Source organism: uncultured Desulfovibrio sp. (genome assembly GCF_910584445.1).
In the GTDB taxonomy this organism is placed as follows: Bacteria; Desulfobacterota; Desulfovibrionia; order Desulfovibrionales; family Desulfovibrionaceae; genus Desulfovibrio.
In genome coordinates, this window is the sequence record NZ_CAJUBO010000028.1 from 1 (window position 1) to 23,087 (window position 23,087).

At 61.6% G+C, this 23,087-nt stretch carries 19 protein-coding genes, 2 tRNA genes and 1 pseudogene; 14 read left to right on the forward strand and 8 right to left on the reverse strand.

Annotation, left to right across the window (positions count from 1 at the left end):
• Positions 1–51 precede the first annotated feature (51 nt).
• Positions 52–1,998, reverse strand: coding sequence for a molecular chaperone HtpG (gene htpG / locus QZ294_RS10595; protein ID WP_297050565.1), 1,947 nt, complete (start codon positions 1,996–1,998; stop codon positions 52–54).
• A 215-nt stretch (positions 1,999–2,213) separates the two neighbouring features.
• Here htpG and lepA point away from each other — a divergent pair, with 215 nt between their 5' ends.
• Positions 2,214–4,019: a translation elongation factor 4 gene (lepA, locus tag QZ294_RS10600; protein WP_297050585.1), complete on the forward strand. Its 1,806-nt coding sequence runs from the start codon at positions 2,214–2,216 to the stop codon at positions 4,017–4,019.
• A gap of 19 nt (positions 4,020–4,038) precedes the next feature.
• Here lepA and QZ294_RS10605 read toward each other — a convergent pair whose 3' ends face one another.
• Positions 4,039–5,016 carry an FRG domain-containing protein gene (locus QZ294_RS10605; protein ID WP_297050590.1) on the reverse strand — a complete coding sequence of 326 codons (978 nt, stop codon included), beginning with the start codon at positions 5,014–5,016 and terminating at the stop codon, positions 4,039–4,041.
• A gap of 609 nt (positions 5,017–5,625) precedes the next feature.
• Positions 5,626–5,886 (reverse strand): hypothetical protein, encoded by a 261-nt coding sequence (locus QZ294_RS10610; protein ID WP_297050593.1) that lies wholly within the window; start codon positions 5,884–5,886, stop codon positions 5,626–5,628.
• 171 nt (positions 5,887–6,057) lie between these two features.
• Between QZ294_RS10610 and QZ294_RS10615 the strand changes: the two genes are divergently transcribed.
• The 3 genes and pseudogenes from QZ294_RS10615 to QZ294_RS10625 all read left to right on the forward strand — a co-directional run bounded on the left by QZ294_RS10615 (position 6,058) and on the right by QZ294_RS10625 (position 8,015).
• Positions 6,058–7,125 (forward strand): type I restriction endonuclease, encoded by a 1,068-nt coding sequence (locus QZ294_RS10615; protein ID WP_297050597.1) that lies wholly within the window; start codon positions 6,058–6,060, stop codon positions 7,123–7,125.
• A 325-nt stretch (positions 7,126–7,450) separates the two neighbouring features.
• Positions 7,451–7,624 (forward strand): annotated as a pseudogene (locus QZ294_RS10620) (hypothetical protein); the annotation flags it as partial.
• Between the two features lie 184 nt (positions 7,625–7,808).
• Positions 7,809–8,015, forward strand: coding sequence for a hypothetical protein (locus QZ294_RS10625; protein WP_297050675.1), 207 nt, complete (start codon positions 7,809–7,811; stop codon positions 8,013–8,015).
• A 271-nt stretch (positions 8,016–8,286) separates the two neighbouring features.
• Here QZ294_RS10625 and QZ294_RS10630 read toward each other — a convergent pair.
• A tRNA-Phe gene (locus QZ294_RS10630) sits at positions 8,287–8,362 on the reverse strand.
• Between the two features lie 93 nt (positions 8,363–8,455).
• Positions 8,456–8,881, reverse strand: a complete 426-nt coding sequence (locus QZ294_RS10635; RefSeq protein ID WP_297050602.1) for an MbtF — start codon at positions 8,879–8,881, stop codon at positions 8,456–8,458.
• A 120-nt stretch (positions 8,882–9,001) separates the two neighbouring features.
• On the opposite strand from QZ294_RS10635, the gene QZ294_RS10640 reads away from it, so the two are divergent.
• Positions 9,002–10,225 carry a pyridoxal phosphate-dependent aminotransferase gene (locus QZ294_RS10640; protein ID WP_297050610.1) on the forward strand — a complete coding sequence of 408 codons (1,224 nt, stop codon included), beginning with the start codon at positions 9,002–9,004 and terminating at the stop codon, positions 10,223–10,225.
• Positions 10,222–10,674, forward strand: coding sequence for a rhodanese-like domain-containing protein (locus tag QZ294_RS10645; RefSeq protein WP_297050614.1), 453 nt, complete (start codon positions 10,222–10,224; stop codon positions 10,672–10,674). The genes QZ294_RS10640 and QZ294_RS10645 overlap by 4 nt, the downstream gene beginning before the upstream one ends.
• 21 nt (positions 10,675–10,695) lie before the next feature.
• Here the strand turns inward: QZ294_RS10645 and QZ294_RS10650 are convergent, their stop codons facing one another.
• From QZ294_RS10650 to QZ294_RS11030, 3 genes are all read right to left on the reverse strand, one after another.
• Entirely contained in the window at positions 10,696–11,064 is a 369-nt protein-coding gene (locus QZ294_RS10650; protein ID WP_297050621.1) for a hypothetical protein, read from the reverse strand.
• Between the two features lie 66 nt (positions 11,065–11,130).
• On the reverse strand, positions 11,131–12,510 hold the full coding sequence (locus QZ294_RS10655; protein ID WP_297050629.1) for a cobalamin-dependent protein: 1,380 nt from the start codon (positions 12,508–12,510) through the stop codon (positions 11,131–11,133).
• 101 nt (positions 12,511–12,611) lie between these two features.
• A complete protein-coding gene (locus tag QZ294_RS11030) occupies positions 12,612–12,953 on the reverse strand; it encodes a transposase (protein ID WP_300879696.1) in 342 nt (113 codons plus the stop codon).
• 172 nt (positions 12,954–13,125) lie between these two features.
• Between QZ294_RS11030 and QZ294_RS10665 the strand changes: the two genes are divergently transcribed.
• From QZ294_RS10665 to QZ294_RS10700, 8 genes are all read left to right on the forward strand, one after another.
• Positions 13,126–14,643: a flagellar hook protein FlgE gene (locus tag QZ294_RS10665; protein WP_297050639.1), complete on the forward strand. Its 1,518-nt coding sequence runs from the start codon at positions 13,126–13,128 to the stop codon at positions 14,641–14,643.
• A gap of 325 nt (positions 14,644–14,968) precedes the next feature.
• The gene (locus tag QZ294_RS10670; protein ID WP_297050645.1) at positions 14,969–16,024 is read left to right on the forward strand and encodes a hypothetical protein; all 1,056 of its coding nucleotides are present in this window, start codon (positions 14,969–14,971) and stop codon (positions 16,022–16,024) included.
• Between the two features lie 188 nt (positions 16,025–16,212).
• Positions 16,213–18,132 carry a SurA N-terminal domain-containing protein gene (locus QZ294_RS10675; RefSeq protein WP_297050652.1) on the forward strand — a complete coding sequence of 640 codons (1,920 nt, stop codon included), beginning with the start codon at positions 16,213–16,215 and terminating at the stop codon, positions 18,130–18,132.
• 176 nt (positions 18,133–18,308) lie between these two features.
• A complete protein-coding gene (glmS, locus tag QZ294_RS10680; protein WP_297050655.1) occupies positions 18,309–20,135 on the forward strand; it encodes a glutamine--fructose-6-phosphate transaminase (isomerizing) in 1,827 nt (608 codons plus the stop codon).
• A gap of 23 nt (positions 20,136–20,158) precedes the next feature.
• Positions 20,159–20,761 (forward strand): hypothetical protein, encoded by a 603-nt coding sequence (locus QZ294_RS10685; RefSeq protein ID WP_297050660.1) that lies wholly within the window; start codon positions 20,159–20,161, stop codon positions 20,759–20,761.
• Positions 20,762–20,765: 4 nt separating this feature from the next.
• Positions 20,766–22,157, forward strand: a complete 1,392-nt coding sequence (rimO, locus tag QZ294_RS10690; protein ID WP_297050665.1) for a 30S ribosomal protein S12 methylthiotransferase RimO — start codon at positions 20,766–20,768, stop codon at positions 22,155–22,157.
• 122 nt (positions 22,158–22,279) lie between these two features.
• Complete coding sequence (locus QZ294_RS10695; protein WP_297050671.1) at positions 22,280–22,921, forward strand: hypothetical protein; 642 nt, start codon at positions 22,280–22,282, stop codon at positions 22,919–22,921.
• Positions 22,922–23,008: 87 nt separating this feature from the next.
• Positions 23,009–23,084: transfer RNA gene (locus QZ294_RS10700), tRNA-Ala, on the forward strand.
• Positions 23,085–23,087: the final 3 nt, after the last annotated feature.

Consider the following 23,087-nt stretch of genomic DNA (forward strand, 5'->3'; position numbering starts at 1 on the left):
CCGCCGCAAAACCCTTACGGGTTTTGTAGTGTCTACTTTTGCAAGTAGACACTAGATTTTCTTCACTTCCACATACCAGGCCGCGGCCTCGGTGAGCAGCCGGCTCTCGCGCGCGGCCAGGGCCTGCGGGTCCTTGAGGTAGCCGTCCAGCAGGAGGCAGCCGTCAAAGAGGTTGCGCGTCATGTCGGCGAGCACGCGGTCGTCCCTGTCCGCCTTGAAGATACGCAGCATGCTGCGCAACAGCGGATGGTCGCGGTTGACCTCGAGGATCTTGACCGGCAGGGAATCGTCCTTGTTCATGACCTTGAGGAGCTTTTCCATGGAGGCGGTCATGCCGCCGTCCGGCGCCACGAGCACGGCCGGGCTATCGGCCAGGCGGTGCGAGACGCGCACCTCCGTGACCGTGTCGCCCAGGATCTCCTTCATGCGGGCCATGAGACCGTCGAACGAGGCGCTGTCGTCCTCCGAAAGCGGGGCCACGGCTTCGGGTTTCTCCTTGTCCTCAAAGGCGGCGAGGGCGTCGTCGGCGGCCGTCTCCACGGCCTTGAACTCCCAGTCCTTGTAGGAACCCAGGCCGTCCATGACGAACTCGTCCACCGGCTCGAAGAGGAAGAGCGCCTCGATGCCCTTTTTGCGGAAGATCTCCATGTGCGGATTGAGCCGCGCGGCCTCGCGGTTGGGCGCGGTGACGTACCAGATGGTCTTCTGGCCCTCGGGCGCGCGGGCCATGTAGTCGTCGAGGCTGGTCAGGGCCTCGGCGTCGGCCAGCGCCGAGGAGTTGAAGCGCAGGAGCGCGGCCACGCGCTCGCGATTGACGAAATCATGGTAGCCCAGCTTGAAGACCTTGCCGTGCAGCCGCCAGAAGCGGTTGTACTTTTCCGCGTCGTCGCGGGCCATGGCTTCCAGATGGCCGAGGGTCTGCTTGACGATGACCTGGTTGATCTTGCGCAGGATGACGTTTTCCTGGAGCGTCTCGCGCGAGATGTTGAGCGGCAGGTCCTCGGTATCCACCACGCCCTTGAGGAAGGCGAGGTATTCGGGGACAAGCTCCTTGTTGCGGTGCTGGATGAGGACGCGGCGCGCGTAGAGGTCCAGGCCCCAGTAGTCGCGGTCCGCCCCGAAAAAGTCCATGGCCGCGTCGGGGATGAAGAGCAGGGCCATGAACTGCACGGGGGCGTCCACCGCGATGTGTTCCACATCCAGCGGGTCTTTCGTGTCGTAGGTCAGGGCCTTGTAGAAGGCGGCATAGTCTTCCTTTTTCACGCCGGCCTTCGGCTCGCGCCAGAGCGCGGGCTGGGTGTTCACGCGCTCCCCGTCCACGAAGACGGGGAAGGGCACAAAGGCCGAATGCTTGCGGATGACCGACTCCACCCGGAACTTCTCGGCGTATTCCAGGCAGTCTTCCTTGAGGTGGGCCGTGATGACGGTGCCGCGCACGGGTTCGGGGGCGGCGCTCTCCTCCACCGTGTAGCTGCCGAGTCCGTCGCTGGTCCACACATGGGCCGGCGCGTCCTCATTGGCGAAGGCCGGGCGGGAGGTCACCTCCACCTTGTCCGCCACCATGAAGACCGAATAAAAGCCCACGCCGAAACGGCCGATGATGCTGGCCGCGTCCGCAGTGGCGGCCGCGGTCTCGCCCCCGGCGTTCCCGGCGTTTTCGGCGGCCAGACCGGCCAGGAAGTCCTCGGAGCCGGACTTGGCGATGGTGCCGAGGTTTTCCGCCAGTTCCTCGGCGGTCATGCCCAGCCCCGTATCCGCAATGGTCAGGGTCCTGGCGTCCTTGTCGAGGGTGATGCGGATCTCCAGCGGCAGGTCGGGATGGCGCGGCGTTTCGCCCCGGTTGACGCGGAAGCGGAGCTTGTCCAGCGCGTCCGAGGCGTTGGAAACAAGCTCGCGCAAAAAGATCTCGCGGTTGGTGTACAGGGAATTGGTGAGGATATGGAGCACCTTGCGCACTTCGGCGCGGAACTGACGTTTTTTCTTGCCGTTTTCGGCCATGGGGAACCTCCTGAAAAATTCCGTGCGCGGCCGCCGGGCGCGGACGTGACGGCGGGACGAAGCGCGGTGTCCCTCCTGCAGAATTAAGGCCGCCCCGGCAGACGTCAAGGGCGGCGGACACCGGGAAAGCGCCGGGGCGCGGCCGCTGCGGCGTGGACTTTGCGCGCCCCTTGGGCTATGCTCGTCCGTCATTCTCCCGAGCGCAGGAAGGTTCCATGATCCCCCAGAGCCGTATCCGCAACTTCTGCATCATCGCCCATATCGACCACGGCAAGTCCACCCTGGCCGACCGCATCCTTGAACTCACCCGGGTGGTGAGCGCGCGCGAGGCGCGGGAGCAGTATCTGGACAGGATGGACCTGGAGCGCGAGCGCGGCATCACCATCAAGGCCCAGACCGTGCGCATCCCCTACACGGCGGCCGACGGGCAGGAATACGAGCTGAATCTCATCGACACGCCCGGCCATGTGGACTTTCATTATGAGGTCTCGCGCTCGCTGGCGGCCTGCGAGGGCGCGCTGCTGGTGGTGGACGCCACCCAGGGCGTGGAGGCCCAGACCCTGGGCAACGTCTATCTGGCCCTGGACCATGACCACGAGATCGTGCCCGTGCTCAACAAGATCGACCTCCCCAGCGCGGACCCGGCCCGGGTGCGCGCCGAAATAGAGGAAGGCATCGGCCTGGACTGCGCCGGGGCGCTGGAGGTCTCGGCCAAGACGGGACTCGGCGTGGATGCCGTGCTGGAGGCCATCGTCGCGCGCCTGCCCGCGCCGCAAGGCGACCGGGAAGCGCCGCTCAAGGCGCTCATCTTCGACTCCTGGTACGACAGCTACCAGGGCGTGGTGGCGCTCTTCCGCGTCATGGACGGCCGCATCCGCAAGGGCGACCGCATCCGCCTCATGAGCACGGGCAAGGAATACGAAGCCCTGCGCCTCGGCGTGTTCTCGCCCGAGGCCGTGGATGTGGACGAACTCCTCGCGGGCGAGGTGGGCTTTCTCTCCGGCTCCATCAAGGAGCTGGGCGACGCGCGCGTGGGCGACACCATCACCCTGGCCGCCCGGCCCGCCGCCGCGCCTGTTCCCGGCTTCAAGGAGGTCAAGCCCGTGGTCTTCTGCGGGCTGTACCCCACGGAATCGGACGAATACGAAAATCTCAAGGCCGCGCTGGAAAAACTCCAGCTCAACGACGCGGCCTTCAGCTTCGAGCCTGAGACCTCCCAGGCGCTCGGCTTCGGCTTCCGCTGCGGCTTTCTCGGCCTGTTGCACATGGAGATCATCCAGGAACGGCTGGAACGCGAGTTCGAGGTGGGGCTTATCGCCACGGCGCCCTCGGTCATCTACCGGGTGGAGACCACCGACGGCCAGACCCTGGAGATCGACAACCCGAGCCGCCTGCCCGACCCCTCGAAGATCCGCGCCCTCTACGAGCCTTTCGTACGCATGGACATCCATGTGCCCAACGAGTTCGTGGGCAATGTCATGAAGCTCTGCGAGGAAAAGCGCGGCGCGCAGAAAGACCTCCACTACCTCGCCGCCAACCGCGTGGTCGTGACCTACGAGCTGCCCTTTGCGGAAATCGTCTATGACTTTTTCGACCGGCTCAAGTCCGTGACGCGCGGCTACGCCTCCATGGATTACGAGCCGGTGGACTACCGCCCCTCGGACCTCGTGCGCCTGGACATCCTGCTCAACGGAGAACCCGTGGACGCCCTGGCGGTCATCGTCCACCGCGACCGGGCCTATCCCTACGGGCGCGGCCTGGCGCTCAAGCTCAAGCGCACCATCCCGCGCCAGCTCTTCCAGGTAGCCATCCAGGCGGCCATCGGCCAGAAGATCATCGCCCGCGAAACGGTCTCCGCCTTTCGCAAGGATGTCACCGCCAAATGCTATGGCGGCGACATCACCCGCAAACGCAAACTGCTGGAAAAACAGAAGGAAGGCAAAAAGCGCATGAAGCGCATGGGCAACGTGGAACTGCCCCAGGAGGCCTTCCTCGCCGCGCTGAAAGTGGGGGACGAGTAGGGACTCCCCCTTCTTCCCCTTACGGCCAGAACACAGCCTTCAGCCATCTCCCAAGACCATCCAGGCCGGGGAAGAGGGCAAATTCGTGGATGCCGAAAGTTTCCAGCATCTTCTTGATGTCTGCCTTATGCTCAGGTGAAATACGGATTTCCGCAACGATCTCGTCCGTCATCGGGGTAAAGGGGTCCGGATGAAACGTCAGCATGGACGCTTGCGCGTGCATGCGTTGTGAAATGCATATTGGTGGGAACTGATAAATGTCACTTGTCTCCCTTTTCAATATAAACTCTTGATATTCAATAAAAATTTTTTCATCGTCCACATCAAATTTTCCTTTCTTGTTCTTTTTGAATTCGATTGTCTGTGCATCATCAAGAAAAAGAACATATGCGCCATAATCAATTCTTGTTTGGCTTGTAAAATTTGGTATATTTACAACATACACAATTCCTGTTTCTTTGCTCAGGCTCCGGACAGCAAAGTACAACGCAACTAACGGATTGCGAGTCCAATCCAGAAAACGCGTAGGGATGCCATGGTGCTGAGCCAGAACGGCCAAGGCGGTAAAGTCCGCACACTCCTGATATGTAGGTGAACTTTCATGGAAATTCGTTAGAAGCTTGTACTCCCTTTTAAGGGCCACACAGCGATTTTTCTCAGAGTCTTTCTCTCCGATACGGCCAACGCCAGGGCGTAATGGATACGCCTCCGTCGAGACGCCGCGATAAAGCGTCCCCCTCCTATTCTTTGCAACGATTTCGATATACTCCGGCATGCTCTTGATCGTGTATTTTTCCATTTGTACAACCTCCTGAGCTTTTATAAAATAATAAATATAAAAAATAAATATATTTGATCCCATGAATTTGCTTTTCCGCATTTCTTTCGAATAATCTACTGAAATAACTGGAAATAAAAATAGTTTTGCTGGTCTTTTTGTTGGTATTTCTTGCGGATCAAACCATAAACTCAGTATTTCAAGCCAATTTTCAGGCATCTATATAGTCCGTCCATCCTCCGGCAAAGGGGAGGACCGTCGTTCCACTGTCGGGGCAGGATCGGATCCACCTCTCCCCCTCTGCCGGGCCGTTCCCTGCTGTTTTTTGCCTGGAACGACGGGGACGGATCGCGGCAGGCGGAAGCCTCCGGCATGGACAGCGAGCCGCTTAGTGGGTATCTGCAGGACATGAAAGGACGCACCGCCCGGCAGCTTGCCATCAACACGCTCTCGAATCTCTCCGTCATCGGTTCGGCCTTGGTTTTTTTGAGGGCCGCGCCATGCCCTTCATCTTGGCGGCGCTAGCCTATGGAATAGCTTTCATCCTTGCCAAGGAGGCGGACAATGATTGAGGCCATCGCCATTGCCTTTATCGTTCTGGTCAGCCTCTCCGGTTATTATGCCACCCGCAGACGCAAGCAGAACTGACCACCTCCACCCATGCAACCAATGGCCGCTCTCTCCGGGCGGCCTTTCTTTTGCCCTTGCGTGCGCGCGTACTGTCCCCCAATCTGCCCCGGAAATGCCCTTCAGGGCCACGATAATAAAAAAACCGGATGCCCGGCAGAGAGGAAAACGTGTCTCCTCCTGCTGGGGTCTCCTCATGGCTCAAAAGAACATATTGGGTCGTCGGAGGCCACAGAACCCGTTCCGCCCTGTATGTCCGGATATGGACGCATGGGCTGGACGCCCCCCGAACTCGTTGTAGGCGGCATACTGAGCGACGCTCTTGCCCTGATACCTGGCGTTTTCCAGCACCCCGGCGCACACCTGGACTTTTTGCGCCAGCCGTTCCAGCGCCTTGCGCCACTTGTCGCCGCCGCTCACTGTGATGCTCGCCTTGCCCGCCTCCACGCCTTTGCCGACCATCCTACAGGAAAACCGCTCCGGGAATTGCTTTTTCGATGTGGGTATTTTAGGACAATTACATTCTGCCTGCGCTCTTTGGCCGACAGCATAGCACGGACACGCAGGCAACGCTGGAGACAGTGGCCGATAGTCGCGATAGTTTGGAGAAGTCTGCATTGGAAGGGGGAAACAATGGACTTTGAGGAACGAATTTTCGAGTTGGCAAAACGTGTCAGGGTACACCGCGATAAGCTGGACAACGAGCAGATGACCAAGAACACGCTGGTCATGCCCTTTATTCAGGCTTTGGGCTACGACGTGTTCAACCCGGCGGAGGTCGTCCCGGAGTTCTCCGCGCCCATCGGGGAATACAAGGATGCCCGCGTGGACTATGCCATTCTGGCGGATGGCAAGCCCATCCTGCTCATCGAATGCAAGACCCTGGGAACCGAGCTTGAGTTCAAGCACTGCAACCAGTTGCAAATTTACTTCCACGGCACAGACGCACGCATCGGCATCCTCACAGACGGCAACCGCTACCGCTTCTATTCCGACCTGGAAGCGCCCAATGTGATGGATACCAAGCCCTACATGGAGTTCTGCCTGGATGACATGGAAGAGGCGCTCATCCCCGAGCTTCGCAGGCTTGCCAAGGGACGCTTTGACTGCGACGCTTGTGTGGATAAAGCCAACGAACTCAAGTACAACCGCGAGTTCAAGCAGGTCATAGCCCGGCAGATGGAAGAACCGGATGAGGATTTCGTGCGTTTCTTCATCGCGCAGGTCTATGAGGGCAAGATCACGCAGAACGTACGGGAACGCTTCACGCCAGTCCTCAAGGCAGCAATGGAGCAGTTCCTTACCGACCGCATCAACGAACGCCTGAAAAACGCCATGACCCAGCAGAAACCGGAAGCCCAGCCGAAAGCCGCAGAGGAGACGCCGGACGAGCAAGACCACCGCATCGTCACAACGGAAGAAGAAATAAACGGCTACAATATCGTCAAAGCCATTATGAGCAAGGTGGTCGATCCTGAGCGCGTTTATATACGCGACCAGCAAAGCTACTGCGGCGTCATCCTCGATAACAAGAACAACCGTCCCATATGTCGGCTGCATTTTAATGCAGCCAGCGTCAAGTATATTGAAACTTTCGACGCGGAAAAGAAGGGGACAAAACATAAAATCGAAAAATTGAGCGACATTTACAAATATGAAGATGTCTTGCGCGCCACTGCCGGATATTACGAAAAGGCTTAACATCTTCAAAAAATATGGCGTCCTCTTACCACGGAGCCTGAAAAACTCCTTCTGAGACGGATGCCCGACCGTGAACCGGGTCTTTTTTGTGCATGTCAAGCTGTTTTCTCTGCATGACATGGCATAAATACGGCATCAAAGCCGGGAGTGTGGTAGCGGTAACGCCACGGCCGTTCTCAGACGGTTTTTCAGCTCCCGGCTCTGTTTTGTTTTAAGCAGGGCCAATGAAAAAAAATCTGAGAGGTTTCACCATGACCACGGCCCTTACCTTCAACGAGTCACCTTTTCCCCTGTCACTCACCAAAACGCCCTTTGGATTCGTGCTGTGGAACTTTCCAAAGACCTTGGTTTTAAGCGCGAAGATCAGGCTGCAAAAATCTACCGTGCCCATGTGGACGAATTCACGTCGGACATGGCGCAAGTGGTTGAAATCTCCGACAACGCCGATTCGGCGTTCCCTATAAAAAGTCTTCGGTTTACCCTTCGCGGATGCCACCTTCTCGCCATGTTCGCCCGTACGCCCGTAGCCAAGTCGTTCCGCCGCTGGGTTCTGGATGTGCTTGACAAGCTCGCGGAGCAGGAGCAGGCGCGGCTTGCCGAACCTGTCGGAAATCCTGACAGGTTGGCCTCGCCCGATAGCCTTTCCACCGCAGCCAGCCGGAAGCCTCTGCGGATACTGGTGCATGCCTGGGCGCAGATATCCGGCCACGGTGCTTGCGCGGCTGATCTGGGCTTCCAAGCTGGCGCAAGGCGCGGAGGAGGCGGCAATTGTGCGCAAAGAACTTGCCCTTTCCGGCATACCGCGCCCGCTCTACCCCGGAGAGCTTGGCGAGGACGCGGTGGAGGTCTTCCGCTTCGGAGACTTTGTAGGATGGATAATCGAAGGCTGAAAATGTGTGTGTTTTGACACATGCGGACAAGAGAGCGCGAGAACTATACAAAAAAACGTGCCAGAGCGGAAAATCTGCCCCGGCACGTTCTCATTTATCGTGAAAAAATTCTCATTTTGCGCGACAGCTCACAGCCATGGCATCGCGTCTTGTCGGTATTTCGCCTGTATGTCTCTGGACTTTCCCGGACTACATGAGACTACACGATTTCCCCAAAAGCAAAGCCCCGTAAGGCTTTCCGGCTCTTACGGGACTTTGTGAGATTTTTAGGTGGTGCCGAGGGACAGAATTGAACTGCCGACACGGGGATTTTCAGTCCCCTGCTCTACCAACTGAGCTACCTCGGCCCGCGTGAAGGCATTCATATGCTCCTGACGCGGAATTGGCAAGCACTTTTTCGCCGCCCGGCGACGCGGCCGCCCGCCGGGGCGCGGCCGGCGCTATTCCTGCGTGAAGCGGTACAGGCGCACGGCCAGCGGCTGGGAGGTCTCGCTCTCCATGGCCGAGACCACATAGGCATAGTCCCTGCTCTTGCCGGCGGGCGGGCAGGGTCCGCGATAGTGGCGGGTCAGCGCGCCTTCGGGGATGACGCCGCTGCCGTCCTCGACCCAGGTGCCGCCGCCAAAGAAGCGCTCTTCCTCGCCGTACTCGATGAGCCGCACATCGTAGAATTTCGTCCCCCTGGGCGCATACGCGACCGTGATCTCCGGCGAGAGGCGCGAACAGCGGTGCACTTCACGCACGTCCACACTGAGGGTCATCCCCTCGTCACGGTCGCCTTCCTCCCTGGCCGCGCAGGCCGCGAGGAGCAGCGCCGCGAACAGGAGCGGCAGCATCAGCGCCCGCGCGGGATACAGCAGTTCCATCTTTTCCTCCATGCCGCGCGGGGTCCCGAAGCGGGCAGCGCGGGGCGTGATGATTGCATTCCAGTGTTCTTTGGGACTATACTGGTTTTTCGTATCAAAGACAATCATCCGGAGTTTCGCATGTCCATTCTTGCAAAAAACGTCTCCGCCCACCTGGGCAACGCCTCCTGGATCCGCAGGATGTTCGAGTCCGGCACCCAGCTCAAGGCCAGGTACGGCGCGGAAAACGTCTATGATTTCAGCCTGGGCAATCCCGACCTGCCCGCGCCCCCGGCCGTGGGGGAGGGGCTTGCCGCCTTTGCCGCCAGGGCAGGGGAGCCGTTCGCCTTCGGCTACATGCCCAACGGCGGTTTTCCGTGGCTGCGGGAGCGGCTTGCCGCCCATCTTTCCGCCGAGCAGGGCGTGAAGCTCGGCATGGAGGACGTCATCCTCACCTGCGGCGCGGCCGGGGGGCTGAATGCCTTTCTGCGCGCCGTGCTCGACCCGGGCGAGCGCGTGCTCACCTTTGCCCCCTATTTTGTGGAATACGGCTTCTATGTGGCAAACCACGGCGGCGAACTGGCGCCGGTGCCCAGCCGGGCGGAAGATTTCGCGCCCGATCTCGCGGCCCTGGAACAGGCCATCGACGCAAAAACGCGTGTGGTGCTCATCAACTCGCCGCACAACCCCACGGGCGCCGTGTACAGCCGTTCCGACCTCACGGCCCTGGCGCGCCTTCTGGAAAACAAGAGCCAGCAATACGGGCGCCCCATCTGGCTCCTGGCGGACGAGCCGTACCGCTTTCTCGCCTATGACGGGGCCGAGGTGCCCTCGGTGCTGCCGCTCTATCCCTACGCCGTGGCCGTAAGCTCGCTTTCCAAGAACCTTTCCCTGCCCGGCGAACGCGTGGGCTATGCGGCGCTGGCGCCGCAGATGCCCGAAAAGGCCGAACTCATGGCCGCGCTCACCTTCACCAACCGCATCCTCGGTTTTGTCAATCCGCCGGTGATCGGCCAGCACCTCATGGCCGCGGCCCTCGGCAGCTCGGTGGACCGCTCCGTCTATGCTGCCCGGCGCGCGGCCATGGCCCGGGTGCTGACCGAAGCGGGCTATGAGTTCGTCATGCCGCGCGGCGCGTTCTATTTCTTCCCCAAGGCGCCGGGCGGCGACGATGTGGCCTTTGTCAACCGGCTCATGGAAGAACGCGTCCTGGCGGTGCCAGGCTCCGGCTTCGGCTGGCCCGGGCACTTCCGCCTGGCCTTCTGCGTGGACGAGAGCGTCATCCGCAACGCGGCGCCGGGCTTTGCCCGGGCCATGGCCGCCATGCGCGGCCAGGCGGACGCCGCGAAGGGAGGACGGGCATGAACAGCTTCCACTCCTGCGCGCGTCTGGTCCTGTTTCTGGTTCCCCTTTTTCTTGCCCTGACGCTCATCGTCCCGTCCGGTTCCGCCCGGGCGGGGGACACCGCCGGGGCGGGCGCCGCCCTGCCCGAGGCCGGCAATATCAGCGTGCGGGACGCGGCGGCCCTGCTGCAAAAAGCCCCCGCCGGTCTCATTATTCTGGATGTGCGAACGCCCCGGGAGTTCCGCGAGGGGCATCTTGCCGGGGCGCGCAACGTGGACTTTTTCGGCGGCCGGTTTGAAATGGAAACGGCGGACCTGCCCAGGGACGCCACCCTGCTCATCTATTGCCGCAGCGGCAAGCGCTCGGCGGCCGCCGCCGAGAGCCTGGGCGAAGCGGGCATGAAGCGCATCCTGCACATGCATCAGGGCATCGAGGGCTGGAAGGACGCTGGCCTGCCGCTGGTGCACTGAAGTAAACTAAGGCTTATTTGTCTATAAAATTGACCACGGATGAAGTTTTATTGGATTATATTGGTAATCACGTATAATCTTTCTACACATTCTGCTAGCCTGTTGTGCAAGAACTATAATTTCTGCGTCGCAGTTATCAGAAATTACATTGGATAACGCCCCTACCTCAATGCCTTCTATATATTTGGGTAAGTTTTTGACATAGGCATCATCAACCATGATTGCTTTGGGGACAATATTACATCGGATAAACAGCGGATAATGTTTTCTGAATATTTCGCCGCAGCCATAAAAAATAACATCTTTATCTGCAAGACTCTCCAATTGTTTAGTTGTCTCAATTTTTTGAACTTTGTTAAAATATGTATCTATAAATCTTTTTAATTCCATAGGGTTCTCTTTAAAAATTCTGCTATGTATTGCGTAATCCATAATTTCGTCAGAAGCTAAACGCCTTCACTCCATTAATAAACTTCTTCGCCACCATTCATTAGCAGGCATGGGATTTAATACTACATTTGGAGCTAAATTACGGATTGGTGCACCTGGAAAAATTTTTAGACGCGTTACGTTAAAAGCATTACGTAGAGGATCAATAGGATCAAATGGTAACTGCTTGATAAACTCAAGTGTCTGCATAAACTCATCATCCTGTTCATAGCAGTTGCCTTGTATGAATTGTATCTTCGACGTAACGAATGTATTAAATAGTAACCATATAAAGTCTCTATATATACTATTCCTTCCACTCCTCCGGTAATATTTTTTAGCGAATAATTCAGAGCCAGTCTGAATACCAACTGCCGTTGAATCCAAACCACTGTCCAGAATAAGTTGATAGAGCTTGGGGTCCGAAAGTGTTTTTTCGTAGTTCAAGTACATGTTAAAAGGTAAATTAATTCTTTTACGATATTCCTGGAAAAAATAGTATGCTTCATCTTTGGTAAGCGGAAAACATTCATCAACGAAGTTAATATAACCAAATCGCGAGAGATCAATACCTTGCAATTCATTCAATACATCATCAAGATTCCTTTTTCTACATTTATATGAACGAGATGAACTTGCATCATAAATTGAACTCCAATAACCTCCAGAACAATACGTACACTTTCCAGTACATCCTCTACTTATAAAAGTACTGTAAGATCCCGTAACAGATTGTTCAACATAAGCCATTCCTCGCGGGTCACAATTACGATAGAGGAAATCATTGTCAATATAAGAAAAATAGGCGTCTCCATGGGCTGCTACAGGGTACGAACTTATATCCTTAATTTGAGGCCGAAGTGGATTGCACAAAATTTTACCATCAAAGATTGAACATATATTAGGGTAATTTTGCCAGCTAGACTCAGAATCGACAGCGTTTGCCAAATCCAGCAAAGCTTCCTCACCGTCTCCCCTGATAACTGCATCAAATCCAAAGTTGAGAAAACCTTCTGGATTAAATGTTGGCCCATACCCCCCAGCCACAAGTAATGCATCAGGAGAAGCAATTCTCAAGGACGGAACAATCTTTTTGGCGAAATCTTCTAGCGGTGAGCGTGTACTCATTCCGATTATATTAGGAGATAATTCCTCGATCCGCCTCTTTAAAAGATTGAGTTCTTTCTCGCTCCAGATTTTTGTGTCATACTCAACGCCAACGATCTTGCGATCGTGCATAATTTGGTATCCTACATGGTTTTCGAGAGGTTCCTCACGTAATTCCCATCTCATATCCTTAAATAGAATATTATGAACAACATGTCCTTTAGAACGAAGCCACGATGCAAGCAGTCTGGTTCCCAGATAATTCACTTCATAGAGGCTGATTAATACAATTTTTGCCATTTTTACCTAATTCTCCTTCTTTTCCATGGATCAAAATAAGATCCACTATTGAACGCTCCACAGGATAAATACGTTCTAGTCCCTGCTGAAGCGGGATGAAGTCATTCACCATCAATCCGGAATGTGTCATCCACTTCCTGTTGCTCAATGTATTGTTTGATAATCTCATCGGTCACATTGCCACTGCTGCAACAAAAATAGCCGCGTCCCACATATGGCCTCCAAAATACTGGCGGTGCAACAATGGAGATGAGATGCTCGGGAGCTATATGCCATTTGAGTATCTCTTCTTGATGTTTCCCACAAATGTCGCATATCAGCGAGCTGATCCTTTGGGCAATGTCACCTGACAAAATCTTTTTTCGGTACTTGGTTATCCAGACCAGGTGCAGGTGAATTGAAAAAATACTGTGGGAGCCTTTACGATAATTGCCCCTACCCATAGACTACAAAAAAAACGCTAAAGCCGCCACCCAAAGGTGGGGTGGTGGTGGGGAGGGGACCCATCCCTAGAGTGGGCTAATGACCGGTCTCGGCACTGGCACGAATACTGCTTTCCTGAAGGCGGTGGGGAAGAATTTTCCCCATCGCCGCTTTTTTTCCGGAGGCAGCAGCGTGAACTCGTCGCTCTATATCGGCGCCACCGGCATGAAGGGCCTGGCCCAGGGCATGCAGGTGACGACCAACAATCTCGCCAATGTCAGCACCATCGGCTACAAGCACCAGAGCATCCTCTTTTCGGATATCCTCTACCAGAGCCAGGCGGGCATCGGCAACTGGTGGAACGCCCAGGAGGACTCGCGCGTAGCCATCGGCCAGGTGGGCATGGGACTCCAGGTGGAATCCGTCCGCACCATCTTCCAGCAGGGCGGCCTGGAATCGAGCAATACGGTCACGGACATGGCTATCAACGGCAAGGGCTTCTTCCAGGTCATGGACGAAAAGGACGGGGGCGTCTATTACACCCGCGCGGGCGACTTCCGCCCCGACAACGAGGGCGTCTGGCGCACGCCCACGGGCCTTGCGCTCATGGGCTACCAGATCGGCACGGACGGGAGCAGGGGCGGCCTCGCGCCCGTCCAGGTGGACACCTTCGCCACCATTCCGGCCAAGACCACGAGCGCCGTGGAGCTGACCCTCAACCTCAGTTCCCGCGCCGACAAGAGCGCCAGCGCGGAGAATCCCTATTTCGCCCTGCTCGACCAGTATGACGGCCGCTCCTCCACGCCGCTCTCCACGGATGCCTATACCTATTCCCAGCCCATGACCGTCTATGACGCCGAGGGCAACGCGCGCACCGTGACGGCCTATTTTGACGGCGCGCCTTCGGATTCCCCCAACCGCTACATGGAATTCATCCTCGCGGCGGAGCCGACGCCCCGGTATGACGAGGAGGGCAACGCCATCGCGCCCGAGCCGGGCGACGGCCTGCTCATGAGCGGCGTGCTCCAGTTCGATTCGGCGGGCAACCTGCAGAGCGTGTCCGCCTTCACCCCCGCCACCGAAGGCAGCAAGGAGCTGGAGGACTGGGTCCCGGCGCAGCTTGCCGGGGGGCTGCCCCAGTTCACGCTCGACGGCGCGCCCATGACGCTCGATCTGGGCATCCGCGCCGCGGGCGGCTGGGAAAACGCGCCCGCCTCCGCCGCCGAAGTGGGCACGGACATGCATCTGCTCCCCTCCATGGGCGAGGGAGCCGTCACGTCCCAGTACCCCACCACGGCCTTCACCAGCAGCACGCCCACCAGCACCTACACGCAGGACGGCTACGCCGAGGGCTTTCTCAGCACTGTCAGCATCCGCAACGACGGCACCGTGGTCGGCCACTTTTCCAACAGTGAAAGCCTCGACCTCTGGCAGATCCCCATCTGCCGCTTCACCAGCGAGGACGGCCTGCGCCGGGAGGGAAGCAACCTCTTTTCCGCCACGCCCGATGCCGGCCAGATGGAGATGGGCGTTGCCGGCACGGAGAACTACGGCACGGTCCAGGCATACAATATCGAGCTTTCCAATGTGGACATGGCAACGGAAATGGTCAACATGATCATCACCCAGCGCGGCTTCCAGTCCAACAGCAAGGTGGTGACCACGGCGGACCAGATGCTCCAGAAGGCCATGGAACTCAAGCGCTCGTAGCGCGTTTTCACGAGGGAAGCGCGCGACCGCTCCGGCGCATGCGCGGGCGGCAATTTCTGCCGGGCGCGGGCAGGGCGGGGAGGCCCGCCTTCCGGAGCGCCCCGCGCCCCGATGGCCGGACCCTTCGCGCGCGGTCGCGCCGCCGGACACTTTCCGGCTTTACGAAATCCTGAAAAACATTTAAGGTCATGGCCCTGTGTCATGATTCGGAGCGGCCGCCGGCGGCTCCGGGCCGGCCGGGGCACATGTCCGGCCGGTCACGCCGCGCCCGCGAAATCCCCTTTTCCCACCTCTCTCCGCCGCCAGCGCCGACCGCCATACCCCCATGTACAGAAGCCACGCCATCCTTGTCGGTCCTCTTTTTCTCGCGCTCCTGGGCACGGCCTTTTGCGTCTGGAGCGCCCTGGGCAATGACGTCAACTTCTGCGTCACCACCGGCTGCACCCTGTATCAGGATTTCACCGTCGCGGGCATCTCGCTCTGGTGGTTCGGCACGGCGGCCTTCGGCGCGCTGGCCGGGCTTTCCCTGCTCGGGGCCGCCGACTGGGGGCGCATCCTGGCCGCGCTCGCCCTGTTGGGCGACATCTGCCTGCTCCTGCTCATGGCCTTTACGGCCCCCTGCGTCAGCTGTCTGGTGGCGGCCCTGCTTTTTGCCGTTGTCTATGTCCTCCTGCGCCGCGCCTCGGCGCCGCAAAGCCGCATGCGCGACAACGAGCGGCACAGCTCCGTCCTCCTCTGGGTCTGGCTCGCGCTTTTTGTGGTCAATCTGGGCGCGGTGGCGCGCTCCCAGACGGATGTCTGGCCCATTCTCGGCGAAGGCGAAAACGCCGCCACGCGCATGTTCTTCTCCCCCTCCTGCCGCTACTGCATCGAGGGCATCAACGCGCTTTCCGGCAAGGTGGACGTGGCCTTCTACCCCCTGGCGGAAACCGACGCCGATGTCTGGAAAGTGGCGCGCATGCGCGCCCTGCTCGACGAAGGCTTCAATCTCGCCCAGGCCCTGGCCCAGAGCCAGAATGCCACCGCGCCCTCCGGACTCGGCTCCTGGCGGCCGGACATGCTCCTGCTCCGTTTCCGGCTCCTGCGCAACAAGGCGCACATCTTCGCCGCCGGTTCCCAGGGCGTCCCCTTCTTCGAGCAGCGCGGCCTGCCGGGCGACATCCGCGAGCGGGTGGAACGCCCGCGCCAGCAACGCGACCGGGCCGGCTCCACGGCCGGAAACGCCGCCACGGGGACCGCCGCCCCCGGGGAGGAGACGCCGCGGGATGAACGCCTGCCGCTGGACATGGGCGGCGCCCCCTCCGACGCCATGTCCGACGCCGGCGCCGGCTTCCAGTGCGGAGGCAACCGTCCGTGCCCTCCGGGCGTCCAGAGCCGTTGACCGGGTTCCTCCTCTCCCAGCCGACCCGCCGTTGCCGTTTCCCCCGTCCGCCGCGCTTTTCCCTCTGCGGCCGCCGCCCGGCGCCTCCGGCCAGAGGGGACTTCCTTGAAATTTGCCGCGTCAGCGCGTAAACTGTCGTCTTTCCGAGATCCTCATTTCTGCGGTCCAGGCCGCAGCCGGGAGCGTCCATGCTTGACTATATCCGCACCAGCGCGCAGTCCTTCGGCGTCAAGGTGGCATTCGGCATCATCATCCTTGTCTTCGTCTTCTGGGGCGTGGGCAATTTCAATGACCGGGACTACACCAACGTGGTTGCCATGGTGAATGGCGAGCCTATCCTGGCGCAGGAATTTGAGCGCGCCTACCGCAACGCCGAGGAATACCTGCTGCGCGCCAACCCCGGCCTGACGCGCGAGCAGCTCATCAAGGATCATCTGGGCCGCAGCGTGCTCAATGACCTCATCAGGCAGACACTGGTGCTCCAGGAGGCGCGGCGCACGGGCATCACCGTGACGCCGCTGGAGCTGCGCCAGGCTGTGGGCAAGATCCGCGCCTTTCAGGACGACGCGGGCCGCTTCGACCCCGAGGCCTATACCCGCGTGCTGGCCGCGCAACGCAAGAGTCCGGCCCAGTACGAAAAGGAGCTTGCCGACGAGCTGCTCGCGGGCAAGATCTTCGCCCTGGTGACGGCCCCGGTCTGGAGCGATCCCGAAGAAGCGCGCCACCGCTATGACTTTCTCCGCGAGCGGCGCGGCGTCGACTATATTTTCGTGCCGGCCTCGCGCTTTGCGGACAAGGTCACGGTCACGGATGCCGACGCGCGGGCATGGTATGACGGCCACAAGGAAAATTTCGCCGTCCCCGCCAGGGTCAATGTGGCCTATGTGGCCGTGCGTCCCGAAGCGCTGGTGCCGCCCGACAGCATCAGCGACGCCGACGCGCGCCGGTGGTACGAGTCCAACAGGGGGCGCTTCGAGGAGCCGGCGCAGGTGCGCGCGGCCCACATCCTCGTGCCGCTGCCCGCCGATGCCGACGCCACGGCGGAAGCCCGCGCCCGCGAGACCCTGGAGGAAGCCCGTGGCCGCCTCAAGGCCGGCGAGGCCTTCGCCAAGGTGGCCGACGCGGTCAATCCCGAGGGCGCGGCGGGTCCCGGCGGCGACCTGGGCTGGCTCACGCGCGGCAAGACCGTGCCGGCCTTCGACGCCGCGGCCTTTGCCCTCGAGCCGGGCCAGGTCTCGGAGCCGGTACGCAGCCCCTTCGGACTCCATCTGATCCTGGTGAAGGAAAAAAAGCCCGGCGGCGTTCCCTCCTTTGAAAAGGTCGATGCCGCGGCGCGCAGGGGCGTGGCCTTTGAGCGCGGCTCGGACAAGCTCCATGACGCGCTCGACAGCCTCATCGAGGACAACATCCTCAACAAGCCCCTGGCGGAGAGCGCGGCGCGCCACGGCCTCACGGCCGCGGAAAGCGGCTTTCTCGACAAGGACGGCCTTGTGAAGACCCTCGGCGTCACGCCTGAAGGCGCGGAGGCCCTGCTTGCAGCCGGGGCGGGCCTTCCCGTGGACAGCGCCCTGGAAGCGGGCGACAGCTATCTGGTGGCGCGCGTGCTCGCTACCGAGCCTCCGTCCACCCGGCCCTTTGCCGAAGTGAAGGATGGCATCCTCACGACGCTCCGCGCGGAAAAGGCGCTGGCCGACGCCCTGGCGAACGCCCAGGCCACGCGCGCAGGTCTCAAGGATGGTCCCCTGCCGGAAGCCGAGGCCAAACGCCTGGGCGTCAAGCTGGCGCCGCCCATGGAACGCGGGGGCGCCCTGGCGGACTTTGCGCCCGACCCGGCCCTTGCGGAAGCCATCTTCGCGGACAAGCCCGGCGACTGGCTGCCCCGCGTCTACAGCGTGGAAGGTCCGCAGGGACCGGGCGCCCTGCTCTGCCGCGTGGCGGCTGTCCTGCCGCCGGACGGCGCGGAATGGGCCAGCGTGGGCGAAGCCATGACCGAAGGCGTCAGGCGCGAGCGGCAGGACGCCGTCTATGCGCTCTTTCTCCAGGCCCTCGCGGACGGCGCCAAGGTGGAAGTGGTCAACAGCAATCTTGTGGACCGCGTCAATATGTAGAAGTCGTTTCCTCCTTTGCAGAAAATGGCTTCTCCCGCCGGACGAGAGTCTGGCGCGGCGCGAAAAGCGCCGTGAATGAGCCAAAAACCACGTTTTTGGCGAAGGATCTTCATACTTCAGCTCTTGGGCTGAAGTATACAAGAGTTCTTGGCGGTCCCGCCAGGAGGGGACACAGCATGTGCGGCATCATCGGCTATGTGGGGCACCGCCCGGCGGTCCCCGTGGTGGTGGAAGGGCTGGAACGGCTGGAATACCGCGGCTATGATTCCGCGGGCGTGGCCTGGGCGCTCCGGGGGCGCATCCACGTCACGCGGGCCAAGGGCAAGCTGGCCGCCCTCAAGGAAAAACTCGCCGCTTCCCCGGCCGTCACCGCCACCTGCGCCATGGGCCATACCCGCTGGGCCACCCATGGCGTCCCGGCCGAACGCAACGCCCACCCGCACCTGAGCAACGACCGTTCGCTCGCCCTGGTGCATAACGGCATCATCGAAAACTACCAGGAACTCAAGGCCGAGCTTTCGGCCAGGGGCTATGTTTTCCATTCCGAGACCGACACCGAGGTCCTGGTCAACCTCATCGCCGAACGGCGCAAGAGTGAGCCGGACCTGCTCCACGCCTTCGCGCGCGCCCTGCGCGAGGCGCACGGCGCCTATGCCGTCTGCCTGCTCGACTGCGCCGAGCCGGACACGCTCTACGCGGCGCGCATGTCCGCGCCGCTCATTTTCGGCCTGGGCACGGGCGAAAACTTCGTGGCGTCGGATATCCCGGCCTTTCTGCCATATACGCGCCGCGTGCTCTTTCTGGAGGACGGCGAGATCGTGCGCGCCACGGCCTCGGGGCATGCGCTGTTCCGCCTTGCCGACCTCTCCCCCGTCGGGCGCGAACCCCAGACCATCCAATGGGACATGCAGGCGGCGCAAAAGGACGGCTACCGGCATTTCATGCTCAAGGAGATCTTCGAGCAGCCGCGCGTCATCACGGACGGCCTTGCCGGCCGCGCGGCACCGGCCGGTGACGGCGTCCTTCTGCCGGAACTGGCGCACCTGCCCGTGCCCGCGCGCCTGCATGTGGTGGCCTGCGGCACCTCCTACCATGCGGGGCTGTGGGGCAGGCACCTGCTGGAGTCCTGGGCGGGCATTCCCGTTCAGGTGGAGATCGCCTCGGAATTCCGCTACCGCGAGAGCCCGCGCTTCGGCGAGGGCGACATGGCCCTGGTCATCAGCCAGAGCGGCGAAACGGCGGACACCCTCGCCGCCCTGCGCCTGATGAAGGAACGCGGCATGCCGGTGCTCGGCCTGTGCAACGTGGTCGGCTCGTCCATTGCCCGGGAGGCGCAGGCCGTGCTCTTCACCCAGGCCGGCCCGGAGATCAGCGTGGCCTCCACCAAGGCCATGTGCAGCCAGATGCTCACCCTGGCCCTCATGGCGCTCCACTGGGGCGAACGCACGGACACGCTGGAGCCGGCGCGCAGAAGGGAACTGCTCGAGCTGCTCCGGTCCCTGCCCGCGCTGCTGGACGACAACCTGCCGGAAATGCACGCCACCGCGCGCGAGCTTGCCCGCAAGTATGCCCAGGCGCGCAACTTCTTCTACCTGGGCCGGGGGCACTGCTTCCCGCTGGCGCTGGAAGGCGCGCTCAAGCTCAAGGAGCTGTCCTATATCCATGCCGAGGGCTATGCGGCGGGAGAGATGAAGCACGGTCCCATCGCCCTTGTGGACCCCTCCTTCCCCACCTTTGCCCTGGCCCTGGATGACGCGCTCTTTCCCAAGGTCAAGTCCAATATCGAGGAAGTGCAGGCCCGTCAGGGCAAGGTCATCGCCCTGACCAATCCCGGCATGGAACTGGGCACGGACGATGTGTGGCGCATCCCGCGCCTGCCCGCGCCCCTCTCGGCCTTCGCGGCCCTGCCGGCGCTCCAGCTCTTCAGTTACGAAGTGGCCGACTACCTCGGCAAGGATGTCGATCAGCCCCGCAACCTTGCCAAGAGCGTCACCGTGGAGTGACGGGCGCGCACGCCGGAGCCGTGATGCTGAAACCCTTCTACCAGGGCAAGCTCGATACCTTCTGCGCCATTTACGCGGTGCTCAACGCCCTGCGCCTGCTCTACGGCATCCGCGTGCTCAAGGCGCGCGACATCCTCAACGAGACCCTGCTCGGCCTGGCGTCCCGGCCCGAGGCGTTCCGCGCGGTGCTCACCCAGGAAACGGACTATGTATCGCTGGTGGACAGCCTGCTCCGCATCCAGGCCCGCGCCTTTCCCCTGGAGATCCGGGCGCCGTTCGCCCCGCCGGAAGATGGCCGCCCCGCGCCCTCTGGACGGACCCAAACGCCGGACCCGGACACCTTTTTCGCCACCTGCCGTGACTGGCTGGCCCCCGGCCGGGGCCGGGCCGTGGTCTTCCGGTTTCTCCGCAGCCTCACGCCCGACGGCGGTCCCATGAACCGCCACTGGACCACCGCCGACCGCGTGGACGGCGACATCCTCCACCTCTTCGATTGCAGCCATGAGGCGGAGGCCATCCTCAATATCGACAGGGCCAGCTTCGTGACGAACGCCGCCCATGTCTCCGCCGACCGGCTGCTCCACATCCAGCCCGAAAGCGCGCGCTTTTTGCGCGTGCCCTTCTGATGCCATGTCCCCGGCCCCTCGCCCCGCCCGTCTCACCAGCCGGAAGCAACGCCCCCTGCCCGTGTGGGCGCTGAGCCTCGGCTGCCCCAAGAACCGCGTGGACAGCGAACGTCTGCTCGGCTCGCTGGGCGTGCCGGTCAAAACCGTGGCCCATATGGGCCGCAGCCGGCTCATCTTCATCAATACCTGCGGATTCATCGAACCCGCGGTGCGCGAATCCATCCGCGCCGTGCTCGATGCGGCCCGACATGCGGGCAGACTGCGCCGGCGCCCGCTGCTGGCGGTGGCAGGCTGCATGGTGGGGCGCTACGGCGTGCGCGAGCTGGCGAAGGAACTCCCCGAAGTGGATCTCTGGCTGCCCACGGAAGCGCTGGAACGCTGGCCCGAACTCGTCACCGCGGCCCTGGGGCTTGTGCCCCCGCCGGAGGCCCGCCCCGGCGCGGCCGGCGGACGCCTGCTCTCCACCGGGCCTTCCTATGCCTGGCTCAAGATCGGCGAGGGCTGCCGCCACCATTGCGCCTTCTGCACCATCCCGGGCATTCGCGGTCCCCTGCGCTCCACGCCCATGGAGGCCCTGCTGGCCGAGGCCCGCTGCCTTTTGGCGCAGGGCGTCCGCGAGCTTGACCTGGTGGCCCAGGATGTCGCCTCTTGGGGCGGCGACAGGGCCACGGCCGACGGAGGGCGGGAACTGGGCGACCTGCTGGAGGCGCTCGCCGGGCTGGACGGCCTCGCGTGGCTGCGCCTGCTCTATCTCTACCCCACCGGCGTCACCGAAGCGCTGCTGCGGCGCATGCGCGCTCTGGGCGGTGCCAACGGCGCGGGAGGTCCGGTCCTGCCCTATCTGGACATCCCCTTCCAGCATGCCGAGCCGCGCCTGCTCCGGGCCATGGGGCGTCCCTTCGCCGGCGATCCGCGCCGCGTGCTCGACCGCGTGCGCGCCGTCCTGCCGGACGCGGCCATCCGCACCACCATGATCGTCGGCTACCCCGGCGAAACCGAAGCGGACTTCACGGCCCTCTGCCGCTTTGTGGAGGCGGCCCGCTTCACCCATCTCGGCGTCTTTGCCTACCAGGCCGAAGACGGCACCCCGGCCGCGGCCCTGCCGGACCAGGTGCCCATGCCCGTGCGGGAGGAACGCCGCGCCGCGCTCATGGAACTTCAGGCGGACATCAGCGCGGAGATCCTTGCCAAAACGGTGGGCAGCCGCCTGCCCATCCTGGTGGACGCGCCCGAGGCGGAGTGGCCGGGGCTGCACCGGGGCCGCGTCTGGTTTCAGGCGCCGGAAGCGGACGGTACGACCTGGACGAGCGGTCCGGGCGTGACGCCCGGCGCCCTGGTGGAATGCGACATCGTGGAAAGCTCGACCTATGACCTCAGCGCGCTGGCCGAGTCATGACCCAATTTTTCCCATTGCGGCGCGCCGTTCAACAGACGCCGGGCGGAAACGACGCCCGGCCAGCCCATGGAGCCGGCCGGCGGCCACCGGCCGCGGGAACCAGCCGCCAGGAGGTATCTCCCATGTGTCCGCATGCCGCGTTGTTGCAGCGTCTCCTCATCGCCATCCTCGCGCTCGCCATGCCGCTTGTGGCATCCGGTCCCGTACGGGCAGAAGATAATGGGGCCACGGCCCGGGGCATGTTCACCATGCTGCCGACCAGCATTTTTGAAACGACGGCGGAGGGCCTTTCCGAAGCGGACAAGCAGCGGCTGCTCGCCGAGGGGCGCACCGAGTTTTGGGAGATCGCGGGCGAAACCTCCGATGTCCTCGTGTTCGCCAGTCTGCCGTTCCGCGACAGGGCTGTCGGGCTGCGCCTGTTCCACAATACGGCGGACGGCTCCACCGAGGTGGCGGTGGGAACGCTCGGCGAACCCATCTGCACGGTGGAGCTTTGGCGCCTGGATGCCTCGGGGCGCGTCGTGCCCATCGATACGCCGCAGGAGCCGGATGCGCGGGAGTTTCTCGGCAAGGGGGAGAAACTCCCGGGAAATGTCACGCCCACAGTCCTCATCTGCCTTGGCCTTGGCGGCCTCAAGGCGGTGCCGGTCTTCTGGAGCAGCAAGGGGCAGGTGGATGTGCCCCTGCGGAATGACGTTTCGTTCCAGTGGACGGGAAAGGGCTTTGAAAAACGCGTGACTCCCCGGGAAGCAGGCTCCCGTTGATGCTTGACCGCCTGCGTGGCTGCCGGCAAAAAAAGTGAAAAAAGCATTTGACACAGGCCGCCGCTCCGGCTATGTTCTTCAGGCCGTGGGGCTGTAGCTCAGTTGGGAGAGCGCTTGAATGGCATTCAAGAGGCCGTCAGTTCAATTCTGTCCAGCTCCACCACTT

Excerpts from the sequence above, each read along its gene's own strand:
- htpG (WP_297050565.1), bottom strand. The coding sequence starts at position 1,998 with ATGGCCGAAAACGGCAAGAAAAAACGTCAGTTCCGCGCCGAAGTGCGC.
- lepA (WP_297050585.1), top strand. The coding sequence starts at position 2,214 with ATGATCCCCCAGAGCCGTATCCGCAACTTCTGCATCATCGCCCATATC.
- QZ294_RS10605 (WP_297050590.1), bottom strand. The coding sequence starts at position 5,016 with ATGCCTGAAAATTGGCTTGAAATACTGAGTTTATGGTTTGATCCGCAA.
- QZ294_RS10610 (WP_297050593.1), bottom strand. The coding sequence starts at position 5,886 with ATGGTCGGCAAAGGCGTGGAGGCGGGCAAGGCGAGCATCACAGTGAGC.
- QZ294_RS10615 (WP_297050597.1), top strand. The coding sequence starts at position 6,058 with ATGGACTTTGAGGAACGAATTTTCGAGTTGGCAAAACGTGTCAGGGTA.
- QZ294_RS10625 (WP_297050675.1), top strand. The coding sequence starts at position 7,809 with ATGCCTGGGCGCAGATATCCGGCCACGGTGCTTGCGCGGCTGATCTGG.
- QZ294_RS10635 (WP_297050602.1), bottom strand. The coding sequence starts at position 8,881 with ATGGAACTGCTGTATCCCGCGCGGGCGCTGATGCTGCCGCTCCTGTTC.
- QZ294_RS10640 (WP_297050610.1), top strand. The coding sequence starts at position 9,002 with ATGTCCATTCTTGCAAAAAACGTCTCCGCCCACCTGGGCAACGCCTCC.
- QZ294_RS10645 (WP_297050614.1), top strand. The coding sequence starts at position 10,222 with ATGAACAGCTTCCACTCCTGCGCGCGTCTGGTCCTGTTTCTGGTTCCC.
- QZ294_RS10650 (WP_297050621.1), bottom strand. The coding sequence starts at position 11,064 with ATGGAATTAAAAAGATTTATAGATACATATTTTAACAAAGTTCAAAAA.
- QZ294_RS10655 (WP_297050629.1), bottom strand. The coding sequence starts at position 12,510 with ATGGCAAAAATTGTATTAATCAGCCTCTATGAAGTGAATTATCTGGGA.
- QZ294_RS11030 (WP_300879696.1), bottom strand. The coding sequence starts at position 12,953 with ATGGGTAGGGGCAATTATCGTAAAGGCTCCCACAGTATTTTTTCAATT.
- QZ294_RS10670 (WP_297050645.1), top strand. The coding sequence starts at position 14,969 with ATGTACAGAAGCCACGCCATCCTTGTCGGTCCTCTTTTTCTCGCGCTC.
- QZ294_RS10675 (WP_297050652.1), top strand. The coding sequence starts at position 16,213 with ATGCTTGACTATATCCGCACCAGCGCGCAGTCCTTCGGCGTCAAGGTG.
- glmS (WP_297050655.1), top strand. The coding sequence starts at position 18,309 with ATGTGCGGCATCATCGGCTATGTGGGGCACCGCCCGGCGGTCCCCGTG.
- QZ294_RS10685 (WP_297050660.1), top strand. The coding sequence starts at position 20,159 with ATGCTGAAACCCTTCTACCAGGGCAAGCTCGATACCTTCTGCGCCATT.
- rimO (WP_297050665.1), top strand. The coding sequence starts at position 20,766 with ATGTCCCCGGCCCCTCGCCCCGCCCGTCTCACCAGCCGGAAGCAACGC.
- QZ294_RS10695 (WP_297050671.1), top strand. The coding sequence starts at position 22,280 with ATGTGTCCGCATGCCGCGTTGTTGCAGCGTCTCCTCATCGCCATCCTC.